At 60.1% G+C, this 16,702-nt stretch carries 13 protein-coding genes and 1 tRNA gene; 6 read left to right on the forward strand and 8 right to left on the reverse strand.

Translation table 11 applies throughout. The features are described 5' to 3' along the window. Nucleotides 1–29: 29 nt before the first annotated feature. Together AQ996_RS02030 and AQ996_RS02035 are read right to left on the reverse strand one after the other, a co-directional pair. Nucleotides 30–2,342: a DUF4012 domain-containing protein gene (locus tag AQ996_RS02030; protein ID WP_055250570.1), complete on the reverse strand. Its 2,313-nt coding sequence runs from the start codon at nt 2,340–2,342 to the stop codon at nt 30–32. A gap of 149 nt (nt 2,343–2,491) precedes the next feature. Continuing rightward, nucleotides 2,492–3,514 carry a DMT family transporter gene (locus AQ996_RS02035; RefSeq protein WP_172674587.1) on the reverse strand — a complete coding sequence of 341 codons (1,023 nt, stop codon included), beginning with the start codon at nt 3,512–3,514 and terminating at the stop codon, nt 2,492–2,494. A gap of 289 nt (nt 3,515–3,803) precedes the next feature. On the opposite strand from AQ996_RS02035, the gene AQ996_RS02040 reads away from it, so the two are divergent. Then, nucleotides 3,804–3,878 (forward strand) — tRNA-Val (locus tag AQ996_RS02040). Between the two features lie 335 nt (nt 3,879–4,213). Next, nucleotides 4,214–4,900 (forward strand): DUF5710 domain-containing protein, encoded by a 687-nt coding sequence (locus AQ996_RS02045; protein ID WP_055250572.1) that lies wholly within the window; start codon nt 4,214–4,216, stop codon nt 4,898–4,900. A 37-nt stretch (nt 4,901–4,937) separates the two neighbouring features. Here the strand turns inward: AQ996_RS02045 and AQ996_RS02050 are convergent, their stop codons facing one another. Both AQ996_RS02050 and AQ996_RS02055 read right to left on the reverse strand, forming a co-directional pair. After that, the gene (locus AQ996_RS02050) at nt 4,938–5,222 is read right to left on the reverse strand and encodes a hypothetical protein (protein WP_055250573.1); all 285 of its coding nucleotides are present in this window, start codon (nt 5,220–5,222) and stop codon (nt 4,938–4,940) included. 121 nt (nt 5,223–5,343) lie between these two features. Next, nucleotides 5,344–6,426, reverse strand: a complete 1,083-nt coding sequence (locus AQ996_RS02055) for an HNH endonuclease (RefSeq protein WP_055250575.1) — start codon at nt 6,424–6,426, stop codon at nt 5,344–5,346. Nucleotides 6,427–6,641: 215 nt separating this feature from the next. Between AQ996_RS02055 and AQ996_RS02060 the strand changes: the two genes are divergently transcribed. Further along, on the forward strand, nt 6,642–7,133 hold the full coding sequence (locus AQ996_RS02060) for a hypothetical protein (protein ID WP_055250577.1): 492 nt from the start codon (nt 6,642–6,644) through the stop codon (nt 7,131–7,133). 100 nt (nt 7,134–7,233) lie between these two features. On the opposite strand, the gene AQ996_RS10060 is transcribed toward AQ996_RS02060, so the two are convergent. Both AQ996_RS10060 and AQ996_RS10065 read right to left on the reverse strand, forming a co-directional pair. Then, nucleotides 7,234–8,031, reverse strand: coding sequence for an ATP-binding protein (locus AQ996_RS10060; protein WP_253274586.1), 798 nt, complete (start codon nt 8,029–8,031; stop codon nt 7,234–7,236). Nucleotides 8,032–8,201: 170 nt separating this feature from the next. Further along, entirely contained in the window at nt 8,202–8,699 is a 498-nt protein-coding gene (locus tag AQ996_RS10065; RefSeq protein WP_253274587.1) for an AlbA family DNA-binding domain-containing protein, read from the reverse strand. Between the two features lie 570 nt (nt 8,700–9,269). Here AQ996_RS10065 and AQ996_RS02070 point away from each other — a divergent pair. Beyond that, the gene (locus AQ996_RS02070; protein ID WP_055250579.1) at nt 9,270–12,314 is read left to right on the forward strand and encodes an insulinase family protein; all 3,045 of its coding nucleotides are present in this window, start codon (nt 9,270–9,272) and stop codon (nt 12,312–12,314) included. A 124-nt stretch (nt 12,315–12,438) separates the two neighbouring features. Continuing rightward, a complete protein-coding gene (locus tag AQ996_RS02075; RefSeq protein ID WP_055250581.1) occupies nt 12,439–13,035 on the forward strand; it encodes a 5-formyltetrahydrofolate cyclo-ligase in 597 nt (198 codons plus the stop codon). A 218-nt stretch (nt 13,036–13,253) separates the two neighbouring features. On the opposite strand, the gene AQ996_RS09740 is transcribed toward AQ996_RS02075, so the two are convergent. Beyond that, nucleotides 13,254–14,216: a hypothetical protein gene (locus tag AQ996_RS09740; RefSeq protein ID WP_147348656.1), complete on the reverse strand. Its 963-nt coding sequence runs from the start codon at nt 14,214–14,216 to the stop codon at nt 13,254–13,256. 437 nt (nt 14,217–14,653) lie between these two features. Continuing rightward, on the reverse strand, nt 14,654–15,580 hold the full coding sequence (gene metA / locus AQ996_RS02085; RefSeq protein ID WP_055250586.1) for a homoserine O-acetyltransferase MetA: 927 nt from the start codon (nt 15,578–15,580) through the stop codon (nt 14,654–14,656). A 211-nt stretch (nt 15,581–15,791) separates the two neighbouring features. On the opposite strand from metA, the gene AQ996_RS02090 reads away from it, so the two are divergent. After that, the coding region (locus AQ996_RS02090; RefSeq protein WP_055250588.1) for an L-lactate dehydrogenase at nt 15,792–16,702 on the forward strand (911 nt) is incomplete at its 3' end.

Raw genomic sequence — 16,702 nt, forward strand, 5'->3', positions numbered from 1 at the left:
ACTCGATTATCTGCGCTACCAGAAAAACCCTACGCCGACGCGCTGTCGCGAGCCGCCTGGCATGTAGGAGTCTGACGCAGCGTAAGCGGCTTGTCCCCCGCCTCGGCTGACGTGGTCAGCGTATATGTGATCGTCGTCGTCTCGCCAGCATGCAGGTCAACGGTGCCCGAATAGAAGGGGATTCCATGCCACGTAGCGGCGCCAAGACCAAACTGGGTGCCCTCGACGGTCAGATCAGTAATGTTGCCGCCCGTCGGGGCAAACAACGAGACATTCAGACGCTCGTCGTCGCGCGCGGCATCGGGCGCGCTCGCCGCGACGTAGTCGGGCAGCTTGCCGGCCTCCTCCTGCGTCATGATGTTCGTCAGGGTAACGGTGATGCGATACGAGCATGTGCCGTCACCGTTCTTGATGCCCTGGCCAATCTGCGTATCGGCATTCAGGTACCAGTCGAGCTTGGAGAAGCTCAGGTTGTTAAAGTAGACACCAGCAACGGGATCTTCACTCGGGTCATCCGGATCGGGCAGCGAGGCGTCGATGTTCATCTCCTTGATAGCGTTCTGCTCGTCATCGTTTTTCATCCACGCGATCAGGCGGCCCTCTTCGGCACCGCGCTCAACGGCGCTGACAAGCTTCGTAACATCGACATCGCCGATACCGCCAAGGATCTTGTCGAAGGCAGCGCTGGCGACGGATGCAAAGATGCCGTCCGACTCCTCGACCGGATAGTTCCAGTACACATCGTGCATGAGGACCTTTGCGGCGTTGGTGCCGTCGACAACCGTTCCGTCGGGCAGCGACACGTTACCGACCAGGCCCAGCAGATACTGCAGGAACACCGGGTCGATACCCACGACGCCGTCAACGTCCTGGCCATATTGAGATTTCCACAGGGCTGCGACACGCTGCGAGTTGCGGGGCCAATCAGGCGAATAGGTATTGCCCGAGTTGTACAGGTTACTGTGGTTGCCGAACAGCGCCTCATCCTCTTCGTCGACGCTCTCGACTGCCTCATCCTCGCTGAGTCCAATGCGGGGAACAAACTCGCCAATCGACATCTGGCCGTCGGTGACCGAAATCAGGCCCTGCGAACCGCCAAAGCCGCCGCAGGCACGAATCTCGACGTTGTTCATGGCGTACACAAGGTAGTTGCGCGTCTGGCCGTTGGCGCCGAGCATCTGCGGAAGGACGGGGGCGACCTTCTCCGCCGCGTCAACCGCGCCGTTGAGGGTGGCAAAGCCGTCCTTGGCCTTATCGACCAGCTCGGTCACCTGGGAAATATGAGTATCGCCAATGCCCTGGATCTTCTCGTTGGCGCTCTTGAACACCTTCGAGCTGCTGGAAAGCGAATCGGCGACCGCCTGCAGCGCGGACACGTTAATCATGCCGTCCTGAAACAGCTTGCCGGGCGTGGCCTGCGAAAGGTTATCGGCCATGGGAACCAGCGCATTGCTCGAGACATCGGACAGGGCGTCGATCATGGTGCGGGCCGCATTGATGTCGCTGCCATACACCGGGATAAACGAAGCCGCCGTCCACAGCGGGCTCGAGGTCTCCGCCTTCATGCTGTCGCAAAGCTCATCAATCTTCTTCGCGTCGTCAGGCAGCGTCGAAAAATCGCCCGACGTGACCTTGTCCTTAAGGCCACCGACAATCTCGACGGCCTCCTTCGCTTCACTCTTTACGGTCTTTGCCGAGTTAAGCAGCATAAAGCCGCTTGCGCCAAGCGCAACGAGAAGCACCGCGACCACAGCGGCAATAATGGCGCCGGTGTGACGCTTTTTGCGTTCGCCCTTGCGATGGCGATGACGGACCAGACCGTCAGAGGTCGAACTCGACGAAGCGTCGCTACCGTAGTTCAAGCCAAAATCGTAATAATCTTCCTTGGAACCCGAGCCCGCAAACTCGGCACCGCTATCATCCAGGCGGGCGAACGTGCCAGTCTCGGAGGCACCGGTGTAAATCGTGCCAAGGTTACCCGTAAGCCCCGCGCCACCGGCAGAGGGAGTATTGTTGGCGGCCTTGCCGGCATTAACGTTGCCGGCGGCATTTGCGGCGTTGGCAGCACCTGCGTTGTTCGCAGGTACCGAAGGAGCCCCGCTCGGCTGCGACGCGGAGGTTGCACCGCCCGCAAAGACATTCCCTCTTGCACGGCCGGTCTTTTTTGCCTTTTGAGACTGCTCGTACAGAGCGGTAAACATCGCCGTCTCGCCCGGGGACACGCGCTTACTGGAACCGCCCTGTCCAGCGCCGCCCGGCGTGCCGGCCTTACCAGCCCCGTTCGGACGCGGCGGAACTGCAGGACGGCCGTTATCGCTGCCCTTAAAGTGATTACCAGCCATAAAGAAATCCTCGCAATTGAGTCGCAATGAAAAAATCCATAACATTACTAGTTTATGGCATTTTGAGCATCGACAGCTAAACTCCAGACACGGACGTCAATTGGCGAAAATGCGGCACAACACCTTTTCTGTCTTGGCGGCGGCGCCAGCTACACCGTGAGGAACATCATCACGATGATCATGGCAAAGCCGATAAGGTCGGTCGGCAAAAACACCGTGCCCAGCATAACGGCGCTGGTGATGGTCGCCGAAACCGGCTCCACAGTTCCGATGAGGCTCGCACGCACCGAGCCGATGTCCTTAACGCCCTGCATATAGAGCATGTAAGCAAAAAACGAGCCGATAACCACGAATACCGCGAGCGCCTCGACGCCGGCAGCGTCGAGTGCCGGCATATGCGCCCAAGGCTGCACGAAGACGCACGAGACCACGCCCGCCGTGAGCATTGCCGAGCCCGTGACGATGGGGCTGCCGTATTCGGGCAGGATCTTGGCGGGAATCACCGCCATACACGTGGCGCTGACCGCACACATAAGGCCTGCGACCAGGCCAAGCGGCGATATGCTCAGACTGGTAGGGTCGCCGCCGGTAGCGATTAAAAAGGTGCCGCCCAGGGCCAACCCAATGCCAACGGCCTCACGCACGCGAGGCATGCGATGGTCGATCACGCAGGTGTAGCCCATAATGATGACCAGTTGCAGGCATTGGAGCACCGTCGCGGTTCCGGCATTGGTCAGGCGCACGGCCGAAAGATAACAAAACTGGTTGAACAGCAGACCAAAGGCGGTAAAGAGCAGCAGCTGCTTGCGATCGGCGGGTGTGGTCCAGAGCTTAATCAGGCGCTCGCGGTCGCGCGTAACAACCACGGCCATAAAGAGTAGACCGGCGAGAATCTGACGCACGCTCATAAGCCACAAGGTGTCGACGTGGTAGGTATCGAACAGAAAGCTCGCGCTGGTGCCCGAGAAGCCCCAAAACGAACCGCCCACCAGCGTAGCCAAGACGCCCGTGATCATCTTGCGCGTCGAAGCGCTGTTCAGGCGCTCGCGCCAAGCGCGGCGGGTGCTACGGCTGAGCTCATCGGTGCCCTCGGGCACATCAATGTTCGATATATCGGTCATCGGCACCGAAGCCCCTGCGCCTTCGACCTGCTCGACACGCTCTTTGCTCATTCCATTCCCTCGAAGCAGCCTGGAAACAATTCGGCTTACCTTACCACGGCGAAGGCACCAGCTGGAGGCTTGTCCGCTTATCGGTAGGACAATTCCGCAGACGTCTTTCCATAGCTCGATACCGCAATGGCCTTGCATTATGCGACAGTCAAATCGCGGCAGCAGGCTCTTTTGAAATGGATATGACAAAGCCCCCGAATTCCACAATGTAAGCGATTTTTAAAAATGTTCTTGCCACCGAGTTCAGGCTCCGTTATATTATCCCTTGCGCGCTTGCGCACCCTTGATCGGGCGTTTAGCTCAGGGGGAGAGCGCTTCCCTGACACGGAAGAGGTCAGAAGTTCAAATCTTCTAACGCCCACCAAATGTTCGCAGCTCAGAGGCTATGTCCTCTGGGCTGTTTTGTTTTTTGTCGCTAAATCCGCTGGCAGTTCCAACCGTCATCGCAACGTAACAACAATTCACCTGACGAATGGCAGCCAAATATATTCAATACCCCAACATCAGCAATAGCCAGGCACAAAACTGCGCCGCAAGCTGCTCCAACCGCCCAACTGGTCAAAAGCCGACCATCTACTTGCCAATTTATCTAACGGCGTAACCAAGCAGTCCGCGCCGCAACTTCTCAACAAAACGCCGCGATGTCTGCGCCCTGCGGTATCCTTGAGCCACTCGCACCTGCAGCACCAAGGAGCCGCCATGCGCACCGAGCTCGATGTCCCCTTTTCGCACAAAGAAGAAGCCAAGGCGTTGGGCGCCAAATGGGACCGGACCAAGAAGATCTGGTATGTACCCAGCGGCGTCAACCCCGAGCCCTTTGCCGAGTGGCTGCCCGGTGTTGACCGATCCGACCCCTCAGCGCCGTATATATATCTTGTACTGGGCAAGCGCGAGTGCTGGAAGTGTCACAAAGAGACCTCGGTCGCGGCCTTCGGCATTCCCTATCGAGCCGATAACGACGAGAGCATCGCCATCGCGCACGCGCCCAACGAAGCCGGGCACATTGCCATCGACACGGCCAACGCCAACGCACTCGCCATCGTGCCCGCTCTTGGCTGCGTGCCGGGCGAGATCCGCGACTACCTTCATAAGCGCTGCGGCTACAAGCCCGTAGGCGCGCGAGCCTCCAAAGCCCCGTCGCTCGGCAACACGTGCACCAGTTGTGACGCGTTGCAAGGCAGCCGCTATCTGTTCGAAGAGCCCTCGTCCCCGTTTGCCCTCACTGCCATCAACAAGCTGCCGGCACTGGAGTTTGTGCGCGTCGAAGTTGCCGGCGTCTTTGGCGTCCCGGCCACGCGCACCGACTTTGACCAGGCGCTCTTTACCTGGGCACGCGACCATCACGCCGAGTTCCACAAGCAACTCGGTGAGGGGATTTATTTGTAGAGGCAAAAGACACTCACAGCCAACTCCTCCGCATCACCTATCCCTCGTCGCCGGCGTCGTACACGATATCGAGGCCACAAACAGGGCATTTCTCCGGATACACCGGCATATGAACGCCCGTACGTTTCCTCACTTCGTCGCTGAACCTGTCACGTGCATCGATGAACCGAATGTCGAGACACGGTATTTGCGAGCCGCAGCAAGGGCAGGCGACGACAAACGACCCGCAATCAACTTCTACGCCCGGAAACATATTGTTGTCGATAAGGGCACGCGGCAGTTTTCCGTACTTCCCCATCGCAATATCGCCTCGCCAGCTCATACATGCCCCTTCTCGCTATACAAATCAGGAAGAGCATGCACCGGCGGGCGGGCGCGAGATTGCATCGCCACGCGATCCGATCAAACAACACGATCGTCAAAGAATGCCAAAGCCAAATACGCTAATACGGCAGAAGCCCCGCCTTTTCACGCTTCTTTTCCGAGCGATCGAACTCAATGCGATGGGCCTCAAGAAACACCGTATCGGGTCGCCACTGACGCTCATTCGGCTGCCTTAGCGTCGCACCCGCAAAGGAAGCGTAGTCGGTCTTATCCAGCAGGTACGATCCGCACAGCCGATATTCGCCGCAAACAGGCTCAAACGAAATCAGGTGAGCATCAAATAGGGAATGAAGATCGCGCCGAAGCAGAATGCCGTTGCTGGCAACCTGCGATTTGGGTCCCGAGTAATTCTCGATATGTGCAGCCTCCAGAGCTTCGCTGACGCCGCAGTCCGACACCGCGCAACGGCCATCATAGGCGGCAACGAGCTGCTTGCGGAACCATTGCTGCCCCAATCGCTCGCGCCTTAACGCATAGCGGACCTTTTCGTCGTCGGTCACACCCTGTCCGGCAAACTCAATATCGACGGGTATGTGCTTCAGATAACTCATGTCGGGCGCAAAACGAGGGTCCGGTCCGCCTTTATGAACAGGACCGTGCAGAACAAACCATCCGTTTTCGGGCTCGAACCGCTCAACAAACGCAAGGCCGAGCACCTTATAGCCCACCTCGGTTGCAAATATGACTCCGACTGGGACGCCACATTCCATGCAGTTGAGCATTTTACGGTTGTAATTCTGGTCTCGAAAACCAACGGTACCCGGCGCTTGAACCGAGTACTTAATGACCCACGTACCATCGTCCAAATAGAGCGGAGGCACATCGGTGTAGAAGCTCTTTTTAGAGTTATGGACCGAGAGCGCAAAGATCTTATTGGGGTCTTGCTTCACCCGATCCTGGCCCGGCCAGAAGATCCCTGAATCCCGCGTTACGGGAAAGAAGTCCGAGCCAATTCTCAAACGATACTGATACTGAGGGCTATCTTCCTTGGTGTGGTGCGGAAGGCTGGTCCAAACGCCGCCGCGCTGCTCCTCACCCAGAAACCACTCCCATGCCTCAACGTATTCGGAAGGCACGAGACTGCAGGCACGGTCATAGCTTGGTCCATCCATCAACGGAACAGCAAGGTCAATGTCGTTCATCGCCAGCACCTACAACCATACGAATGCGAGTCATACCCCTCAATAATATGGTCGAGAGTCAATTATTACGAGATCTCATTCCGCGATCGGCACATCGTTGATGCTCTCGGTTTGCCGCTGGCGCGCTTGTACCCCGCTACCCCACTTCCCTGTATACTGATGTAGCACGTGTTTCATCCGGGCTTGTTGGGCCGGATTGTTCATGGGAGGGTCTTATGGCTGCTTCGAATCCGCCTAAGGGGAGCGTTTCTTCTTCGTCCATCAAGCCGGTTACACGCAAGGCCGTGCGTTGCCAGCGCGAGGTCGCTTGGCTTGTCACGCAGGCAGCAGGCAGACTCGTGGCGAGCACGGAGGACGTCAATGCTCCCACACCGAGCTTTGTGCTGGCAGCGGCGCTGAATCGAGTACGCCAGCTGGAACTCGTCGCACAAGAAGACGGCAGCCATCTTGGCTACCAGGACGCTATGGCGCCCGACCTGCAAACGTTCTGCCACATGGCCAAGTTGCCCGCCGCGCCCAATGCGCTTTCGGACGCAGGCTACATGTTTACGCTTTCGGGCGCGGAACTCATCCGCGATATCTACGCATACTGCAGCGAGCTCGCCGAGCGCAGCGTTTTTGGCACGGCTGAAGTCAAACCGGGAAATGTCATCAAGCTGGTTCTTAGGCTGTTCTTGATAGACGGGTTCGGGGCCATGCCGGCGTAAGCCGAGCCTTTAGCATCACCGTCGACTGGGCAACAACCGCTTTACCTTAATGGACGCCAATCGAGGGTCGATTATTGGGTCGCCTCGTCCACTAACGCATCTATCCCACGCGCTCCGACAGTCGATACTTGCGGTTGCGGCTCGTCGCCGGCGCCGTGGGCTCAAGCTCGCCTTGAGCAATGAGCGCGTTGACGCGCGACCTAACCTGGGAAATTGTGAGCCCTGTGTGCTCTACCAGCTCGCGCGTCCCCAGCTCGCCGTAGTGTTTGAGTGCCGTCACAATTAAGCCCCCGCCATGATCGACCGGCTCGATCTTTGAACGGTAAAGTACGACCTTGAACCGATCGAATCCCGGGCAGAACAGGGGCTCGGCCAGACCATGCGCGCGCATGGCATCGATCATCATCGGGATGCCCGAGCCATTGCCCTCAGCCGGCGAACCTGCGCCATCCGGCAGCGGGACAATCGACATGAGCTTCACAAGCGTCGCGTTACGGCATCGGGAGCTGCCGTCAAACAAGTTCTCGCGAGTCTTTCCCCCGTAAAGGCCGCCAGGATTCGTCACCTCGACACGATCGTCAAAGACGTCGACGGCAATCGATTGTCCACAGAACCGATCCCCGTATTCTCGATGGATTACGGCGTTGGCGATTGCCTCGCGCAGAACCTCCTCGGGAATCTCAAGCGAGTCGACACGCGAGACGCCTTGGACGGTCGAGGTTCGCCGCAAATTCTTGGCGACGGCTGCGACGGCATCCGAGATCATCTCGCCCAACGTTCCCTCACAGATTGTGCGGTCCATGAATCTCAGCGACCCCGCCATGCCCTTCTGAGTTCCCGCATGGACAGCCACGTCAATGAAGAGCTTGGGATAGAACTGCTGAGGGTAGGTGCCCACAACTAGGAGTCCAGCCTTGGTGACATTGCCCTGGGAATCAAGGATATTTAGGCGCTCCAGCTTCGTTTGTTTGTCCGGCGCGCCGCGCATTGCCCGGGGCGTCAACGAGAAAGCCCGATCTATCGTACGGTCGACCAGCGTCTCGTCGAGATCGTCCGCGCCCGCACCCGCTACCGCGTCGCGATCGCTCGGAGTCGCTCGACCGCATGACGCCAATGCGAGCACCTCGGTCGATGAAAGCGGCACATCTTTGTCATCGATGCGCTTGTAGCTGCCGCCCTGGGCCCCCGCTCTATGACATAGCAGGGCTTGCTCGACGGATCGAGCTCCTCAATCGTAATGACGAGAACGATGACGCCCTGAAGCTCCACTCGCTCGATCGTGTATTTAGGCGGATTGGCCAGCTTTCCTCGACCGCCCGCATCACCCATGCCTGACACAAATTGGTTGAGCACTTTCTCGGTCTCGAAGTTCTCAACCGGGACAAAACCTGCGCGCTCACTCACTCCGAGCACGATGATTCCGCCGGCAGTGTTCGCGAATGCGCTCACCGTTTCCCACACGTCGCGGGAAAGCGTCGTGGCGCTCTCCTTCACTTCGACGTTAAGATCATCCGAGCCCATACGCCTTAAAGACTCAAGCAGACCGATCAGCTCGTTTTCGTTCATCTGCACGTCCTTTCGCTCGGTCCTGCGGAGAATGCCACGGATAGATTTCCCTCGTCTCTCAGTTATCTCTCGTAATTATCTCTCATCTATCTCTTATCTCTCGGCTTAGAGATAAGAGATAGATAGAGATGGAATGTCTACCATTTGCTTCATTTATACATATTTTTGCTGGTAGAACAATCGGTATTGAGACAATACCATGATTGCCTGTCTCTTTGCTGCTCAGTTATCTCTCATATTTTTCTCTCATCTTCCTGTCATCTCTCATATTAGAGACAAATGAGAGACGAGAGATACGCGAGTGATGGACGAGCGAGGATTTTCGGAGGGTCGGATATCGAGAGTGGATATTTGGACGGTTTTTGGGGCTTTTGGCGGCCGATTTCGCCCGAAAGTCCACGCTCGTTTGGCGAGTGTCCAGATTTCCACGCTCGTGCGGCGGTCACGCGGGGCCTATGCCCAATCCGGCTGCATCGTCGTCAGTTCGCCGCAGAGTCGCGGCCCCATATGGGTATACTCTCGAGGATTCGACTCGATTCGCCCCCGCTGGGGCGTCAAAGGAGACTGCATATGTCCGCCACCTCAACCGACCCGCGCGCCGCTGCTGCCGCGCTGCTGGTACCCGGTACCACCTGCCACGGTTTTGCCGTCGAGCGCTGCGAGACCGTGCCCGAGCTCGACTCGGACGCCTACGTGCTGCGCCACACCGCCTCGGGCGCTCGCCTGCTGTACCTGGCGTGCGATGACGAGAACAAGGCCTTTGCCATTGGCTTTAAGACGCCGCCGGCCGATTCCACCGGCGTGTTCCATATTCTTGAGCACTCGGTGCTGTGCGGGTCGGCCAAGTTTCCCGTCAAGGAGCCGTTTGTCGACCTGATCAAGAGCTCCATGCAGACGTTTCTCAACGCCATGACCTACCCCGACAAAACCATCTACCCTGTCGCCACCACCAACGAGCAGGATCTGTACAACCTGATGGACGTGTATCTGGACGCGGTGTTCAACCCGGCCATCTATACCAAGCCCACCATTTTTGAGCAGGAGGGCTGGCACTACGAGCTGGACCTGCCGGAGAGCGTCGAGATCGAGGGCAGCGACAGCTCCGCGAGCCTGCGCGAGGGCACGCTGCGCTATAACGGCGTGGTGTTCAACGAGATGAAGGGTGCGCTGTCCGACCCCATGAGCGTGCTGGACGACGCCGTCAACGCCGCGCTCTATCCCGATACCGCCTATGCGCACGAAAGCGGCGGCGACCCGCGCGCGATTCCCGCGCTCACCTACGAGCAGTTCCTGGACACGCACGCGCGTCACTACAATCCTTCCAACTCCTACATCACGCTCTACGGTGACCTGGACGTGGACCGCGCGCTGGCCTTTTTGGACGAGCGCTATCTGTCGCAGCCGAGTGCCGCGAGCCGCCGCATGGACGCCGCCGTCGCCGCCGGCGAGGACCCGTCCACGCTGGCGCCCAATCCGCTGGACGTGCAGGCGCCCGTGACCTGCGAGTACAAGCGCGTCGAGATGGCCACCACACCCGAGAACGCCCTGGTGGGCCTGGGCCTGGTGCTGGGCAGCGCGCTCGACCGCAAACGCACGATCGCGGCGGATATCCTGTTCGAGGCGCTGCTGGGCTCCAACGAGGCGCCGGTCAAGAAGACCATTCTGGCCGCCGGCCTGGGCGGCAACGTGGTGAGCTACACCGCGGCCGAGAGCCTGCAGCCCTACGAGCTCATCATGTTGCAAAACGCGCAGCCCGGCGTGGCGCGCGAGCTGCGCCGCGTGTTCCAGGACGCCTGCCGCGACCTGTGCGAGCACGGCGTTCCGCGCGAGCGCCTGGAAGCCATCATCAGCAGCAACGAATACGATCTGCGCCAGCGCGACTACGGCATCGCCGACGGCGTGGCCATTGCGTGCGACGCGCTGAGCACCTGGCTCTACGATGACGACGCCGCGACGCTGGCACTCAAGTACGGCCCGGTGTACGAGGAGCTGCGAGGCGAGCTGGACGGCAGCTATTTTGAGGACCTGCTGCGCGAGCTGGTGCTGCAGAACGATCACATGGCGCTCGTCGAGCTGGTGCCGGTGGACGCCGCCGAGGGTTCGGAGGGTGCCGAGGCCATCGAGCTGGCAGCCAAGCGCGACGCCATGACCGATGCCGAGCTGGCCGATGTGGTCGAGCGCACGGCCGTGCTGCGTGCCGCGCAGGAGGCCGAGGACACGCCCGAGGCCAAGGCCACGCTGCCGCGCCTGCGCGTGTCCGACATTGGCGAGGCGCGCCCCGAGCCGCCGCTCGTCGTGGACACGACCGCGCCCATCCCCTGCCTGCGCCACGGCATCCCCACCAACCGCCTGGCCTACGCCATGCAGTACTTCGACCTGAGTTGTGTCGCGTTTGAGGACCTGCCCTATGTGACGCTGCTCTGCCGCCTGCTCAAGCAGCTGCCCACGCGCGAGCATTCGGCCGAGGAACTCGACAACCTGCTCGCCGGCAAGCTGGGCTTTTTGAGCTTTACGACCGAGGTCATGACCCAGCCCGACGTGGACGGTGTGCGCCCCTACCTGCTGGTGAGCGCCGGCGCCCTGTCCGAGAAGATCGATGCGCTGGCAAGCCTGCCGCGCGAGGTGTGGTCGAGCACGCTTTTGCTCGATGCCGACGCCGACCGCGTGCGCGACGTGCTCACGCAGATTCGCATTGGGCTTGAGCAGGGCTTTATCAACAACGGACACTCGGCGGCGCTCGGTCGCGCTATGAGCTACAGCTCGCCTTCGGCCGTGGTGCGCGAGCAGCTTTCGGGCGTGGACTTCTACCTGTTCCTGCGCGATCTGCTCGACCACTTTGACGAGCGCCTGGATGACCTACGCGCCAAGCTTGCCGAGCTGGCAGGCCGCATCTTTGTGGCCGACGGCTGCCTGGCGAGCTTTACCGGCAGCGATGAGGACTTTAACGCATACTGGAATGCCGCGGGCGACCTGGGGCTGGACGCTGGCGACGGCGCCGATGCCGGCCGCGACGCGCTCGTGGTGCCGACGCCGCGCGACCGCCACGAGGCCTTCGTCATTCCCAGCGACATCTGCTTTGCGGCAAGCGCGTGCGACCCGCGTCGCTTGGGGCTTAACGTGACGGGCGCTTGGGCCGTGGCTGCCAACGCGCTCTCCTACGACTACCTGTGGAACGCGATCCGCGTGAAGGGCGGCGCGTACGGCTGCGGATTCCGCGCGGCAGGCGAGCGTCAGACGGCGTTCTACACCTACCGCGACCCGGCAATCGATCCCTCGATTGAGCGCGTGGCGCGCGCAGGCGAATGGCTCGGCAGCTTTGAGCCCGACGAGGCCGCCTTTGAGGGCTTTATCGTGAGCTGCGTGAGTGGCATGGACGCGCCGGTGAAGCCCTACGCGCTCACCAAGCGCCGCAATACGACCTACCTTGCCGGGCTCGACCCGCATGCACGCGAGGAGCGTCGCGCCCAAATGCTCGCGACCACACCCGCTGAGCTGCGCTCGCTCGGCGCCGACGTAACGCGCATCGCAGCCGAGTCGCCCACCTGCGTCTTTGGCGGCCGCGACGTCATCGCCAAGAGCAACGCCAACTTCAACGTAGTCGACCTGCTGGGCTAGCCACAGCAAGCAAAACCACCACAAAGGGGACAGTGCACCTTTGTGGTGGTTTCGACATTTGCCCAGATAAAACCTGCCAAAATAAACCTGTCCCTTTTTGGTAGGTTTGGGAGAGGGGGCTGGAATGGATAAGGCTGAGTTGCGGCGGGCGGTGATTGCTCGGCGCGATGCTCTTGATTTGGACTTGCGGGCAGCGAAGTCTGCTGATATCTGTGCACGGCTGGTTGAGCTGCTGGGCCGCTTGGATGCCGCGGCGCCGCGCACCGTTGCCGTCTATGCCGCGATGGGTTCCGAGGCAGACCCTGCCGCGTTTGCCGCTGCGGCCGCCGCGCGCGGCTGGCGCGCAGCCTATCCGTGCATGCTCTCGGCAGCCGAAGCCGCAGCTTGTGGCCAGCGTATGTGCATGCGGGCAGTTGCCGCCGACGATGCGTCCGCGGCTCCGTTTATCACTCATCCCACGCGAGCCTTCGCTGCCGCGGACATCGGCAGCAACCGCTTCCCCATCGTGCCTGCCGAAGCACTCGACATGATTGTTGTGCCGCTCGTGGCCTTCGACCAAACCGGCGCGCGCCTGGGCTACGGCGGCGGCTGCTACGACCGTTACCTGTCCATGCTCTCGCCCGCATGTCAAATCGTCGGCATCGCCTTTGACGAACAGCGCATCGACCACGTCCCCACCGACGTCCACGACCTGCCGCTGCCCAACATCGTCAGCGCCTAAATGTCGTTGTATCGCACCCGCAAGATAAGCGTGGAAAAACTCCCACTTTGGGACTGTTCGGGGGCAAAAAACGGGAGATTATCCACGCTCATTATTCAAACGTCCGATAATCCACGCTCGTATGTCTGAAAATCCACGCTCAATCAACGCGCGTCCAGATTTCCGCGCTCGTGTGTCCGATTATCCGCGCTCGTGCAGCTTAACGCCCCGCAACCGCCTCAACATGCACGCGGCACGCCGGCAACTTTGAGCTTGCGATCGAGCTTTGCCGGATCCCTCAGATCATCCCAGCACAAGCGCACGATCCTGCAGTTATCAAGCAGCGAAAGCCTCGACTCGCGCTGGCGCTCATCAAACTGCGCCTTTGCGAGCTTGCCCTCCTCCGCTGCCTTCTCGCTTTTAACGAATCCGTCAAATTCCCCGATGATCAGCCGATCTTCCACGCGCCACAAGTAGTCGACGCGATACGGCCGTCCCGGCTCAACCGGGTCGAACAGCTCAATTTGCAGCTCCGGCGTCTGCCAGCCGCGCTCGATCATCAGGGCGCGCGCCTTAGACTCGCCACCGCTTTCCGACAGGCCATCGGCATACCGTGCAACCCTGCGCGCCGTCACAACACCGCGACGATTTAAGCCAAGCTTGTTGACTGCCTCAACGAGATGCTCCTTCGACAACAGCTGCTCATGAAGCGCCGAGTCCGCAATGATCAGTCCCTCGACAAACGATGCATCGACCAGGCAATCCGTAATCGTTTGATCGATATCGGTCACGGCAATGTCCATCTGGGTGGCCCGTGTTTGACGAACATAACGATGGCGAACGACCTGAGAGTCCGGCGTCGTTGATTGTGCCGGTGCCACGGCGATATGGATGTGCGTCAAATTGGCATGCGAAACCGAAAGGCCATAGATAACAGCCGCCGTATAGGAGCAAAACGTCCAGTCGGGATGCTTTTGCGCAAGGGCCCGCACCCGATGCAGATAACGCTGTCGAAACTTGAGTTCGGACCAATATTCCGGACGCGCATACAGCCCTGGCATGACCGCCTCGAGACTTCCCGCCGCCACCCGTCGCTCAATCTGCTTTGCCTCCGCCGCAGTTCGCGCGTACACGCAGCTCATCTGCTGTTCGCATGCCTTAATGTGACCTGCAAGTCTTTGATTCGCCGTCATGTTTGCCACGTCGCCTCCCAACTCTTGGAACGGCGCCAACGTACCAGGCGGTTTCATGCGAAGTCTGACCAAATGCCAACCAAAAGCTGACCAAATGCTTGACGGTTTTGAACGCTTTAGGTTAATGGCTTATATCTGCAGGTAGAACGGTTGTCGAGAGGTCCCTGTCTCCACATTTTGAACCTCAAAAGCCGTCGATTTCCTTAAAAGATAATATGCTGTGGCTCGAAACTACCTAGTTTGCGATGCTGTCCGTAAACACTCGATGCGTGGTGCTGCCGCCTACGACAGCCGCAGAAAAATCGAGCGTGGAAAATCTCCCACTTTGGGCCTGTTCCTCGACCAAAAGTGGGAGATTATCCACGCTCATTCAACATGCGTCCGATTATCCACGCTCGTCGCGTAGCGGCCACGATAACCGCCGCAGCCACAGCCACGACAGCGGCCTAGTGCTCCTCGCCGGCGCGAGCCAGGTCGTAGGGCGTGGTCTGGTAGACGTAGTAGTTGAGCCAGTTGGTGTAGAGCAGCTGAGCCTGGCTGCGCCAGACGTTGCGCGGCTCGGCGGTGGGGTCGTCGTTCGGGAAGTAATGCGCCGGCACCTGGGGGTTGAGACCGCGCTTCACGTCGCGCTCGTACTCCAGGCGCAACGTGTCGGTATCGTACTCGGGGTGGCCAAAGACAAAGAAGCGGCGGCTGTCGGTCGACTTGACAATATACAGGCCCACCTCGTCGGACACGGCCACGACCTCAAGCTGCGGCTCGGCCTCCACGTCCTCGCGGCGCACATCGGTGTTGCGCGAATGCACGGCATAGAAACGGTCGTCAAAGCCGCGGACCAGCGGGCTTTGCGGCTTGACCAGATAATGCTCGAACACGCCGCTCGCCTTTGCCGGCAGGTCATACTTCTGAATGCCGTAATGATGGTACAGACCGGCCTGCGCGCCCCAACAAATGTGCAGCGTAGAGTGCACGTGCGTGGTGGACCAATCCATGATCTGGCAGAGCTCGGGCCAGTAGTCGACCTCCTCGAACGGCATCTGCTCCACCGGCGCGCCCGTGATGATCAGGCCGTCGTAGTGGATGTCGCGGATGTCGTCGAACGTGCGGTAAAACGTCTCCAGGTGGCCGGCGCTCACGTGGGTGGCCTCGTGCGTTTTGGTGCGCAGCAGGTCCACCTCCACCTGCAGCGGCGTGTTGGAGAGCTTGCGCATGATCTGCGTCTCGGTGGCGATCTTGGTGGGCATGAGGTTGAGGATGAGCACGCGCAGCGGACGGATGTCCTGGTGCAGCGCGCGGTACTCGGTCATGACAAAGATGTTCTCGCTCTCGAGCTGCGCGGCGGCAGGGAGGGCGTCGGGAATGCGAATGGGCATGGATGCTCCTTACGAGTCAGTTGCAGTTATGGTACAACGAGCGGCCCCATCCGCGCGAGTACATCGCTCCGAGACACCGCCAGAGGCCCAAATCACTCCAAAAGTAGAGATTACGGCATGTCCCAAAAATCTATAGCGCTTTAGTCTGGCAAAGTGATAGCAGGAGGCTACAATGGTTCGACGCGAAAAACTCGGCCGAAAGGATACATATATGTACCAGACGCGTAAGATCGGTGTGGTCGGCCAGGGCCACGTAGGAGCACATGTCGCCAACAGCCTGCTCATGCAGGGCATTGCCGATGAGCTGTACCTGTGCGATATCAACGAGGCCAAGGTGACGTCCGAGGTCCAGGACCTGCGCGACTCCCTTTCGTTTGTCCCGTACAACACCAAGATCGTCAACTGCTACGACCACTACGAGGAGCTGGCCTGCTGCGACGTCATCGTCAACGCCGCCGGCAAGGTCGCGCTGGCCGCCGGTAACCGCGACGGCGAGCTGTTCTTTACCACCGACGCCGCGCGCACCTTTGCCAAGCGCATTGTCGACGCCGGCTTCGACGGCATCTTCGTGAGCATCTCCAACCCCTGCGACGTCGTGTGCACCGAGCTGTGGCACCTGACCGGCTACGATCCCAAGAAGATCATCGGCTCGGGCTGCGGCCTAGATTCGGCCCGCCTGCGCACCGAGATCTCCAAGAAGGTCGGCGTGAGCCCCAAGTCCATCGACGCCTACATGATCGGCGAGCACGGCTTTAGCCAGCTTGCCGCCTTTAAGGCCGCGACCATCGCCGGCAAGAGCCTTAACGAGCTTCAGGCCGAGAATCCCGACAAGTACGCCTTCGACCACATGGAGGTCGAGGAGCTCGCACGCAAGGGCGGCTACGTAACCTACCAGGGCAAGCAGTGCACCGAGTACGCCGTCGCCAACTCCGCCGCGCGCGTCTGTGCCGCCGTGCTGCACAACGAGCACGCCGTGCTTTCGGCCTCTACGCTTATGACCGGCCAGTATGGCGAGGAGGGCATCTTCACCTCCCTGCCGTGCGTGATCGGCGCCGAGGGCGTCGAGGAGGTCTACACGCTCGACCTTTCCGAGCACGAGCTCGAGGGCTTCCACAAGAGCTG

Origin of the sequence: Collinsella aerofaciens (assembly GCF_001404695.1) — a bacterium.
Lineage (GTDB): Bacteria > Actinomycetota > Coriobacteriia > Coriobacteriales > Coriobacteriaceae > Collinsella > Collinsella aerofaciens_E.

Coding starts and splice junctions, on each gene's coding strand:
- AQ996_RS02030 (WP_055250570.1), bottom strand. CDS start 2,342: ATGGCTGGTAATCACTTTAAGGGCAGCGATAACGGCCGTCCTGCAGTT.
- AQ996_RS02035 (WP_172674587.1), bottom strand. CDS start 3,514: ATGAGCAAAGAGCGTGTCGAGCAGGTCGAAGGCGCAGGGGCTTCGGTG.
- AQ996_RS02045 (WP_055250572.1), top strand. CDS start 4,214: ATGCGCACCGAGCTCGATGTCCCCTTTTCGCACAAAGAAGAAGCCAAG.
- AQ996_RS02050 (WP_055250573.1), bottom strand. CDS start 5,222: ATGAGCTGGCGAGGCGATATTGCGATGGGGAAGTACGGAAAACTGCCG.
- AQ996_RS02055 (WP_055250575.1), bottom strand. CDS start 6,426: ATGAACGACATTGACCTTGCTGTTCCGTTGATGGATGGACCAAGCTAT.
- AQ996_RS02060 (WP_055250577.1), top strand. CDS start 6,642: ATGGCTGCTTCGAATCCGCCTAAGGGGAGCGTTTCTTCTTCGTCCATC.
- AQ996_RS10065 (WP_253274587.1), bottom strand. CDS start 8,699: ATGAACGAAAACGAGCTGATCGGTCTGCTTGAGTCTTTAAGGCGTATG.
- AQ996_RS02070 (WP_055250579.1), top strand. CDS start 9,270: ATGTCCGCCACCTCAACCGACCCGCGCGCCGCTGCTGCCGCGCTGCTG.
- AQ996_RS02075 (WP_055250581.1), top strand. CDS start 12,439: ATGGATAAGGCTGAGTTGCGGCGGGCGGTGATTGCTCGGCGCGATGCT.
- metA (WP_055250586.1), bottom strand. CDS start 15,580: ATGCCCATTCGCATTCCCGACGCCCTCCCTGCCGCCGCGCAGCTCGAG.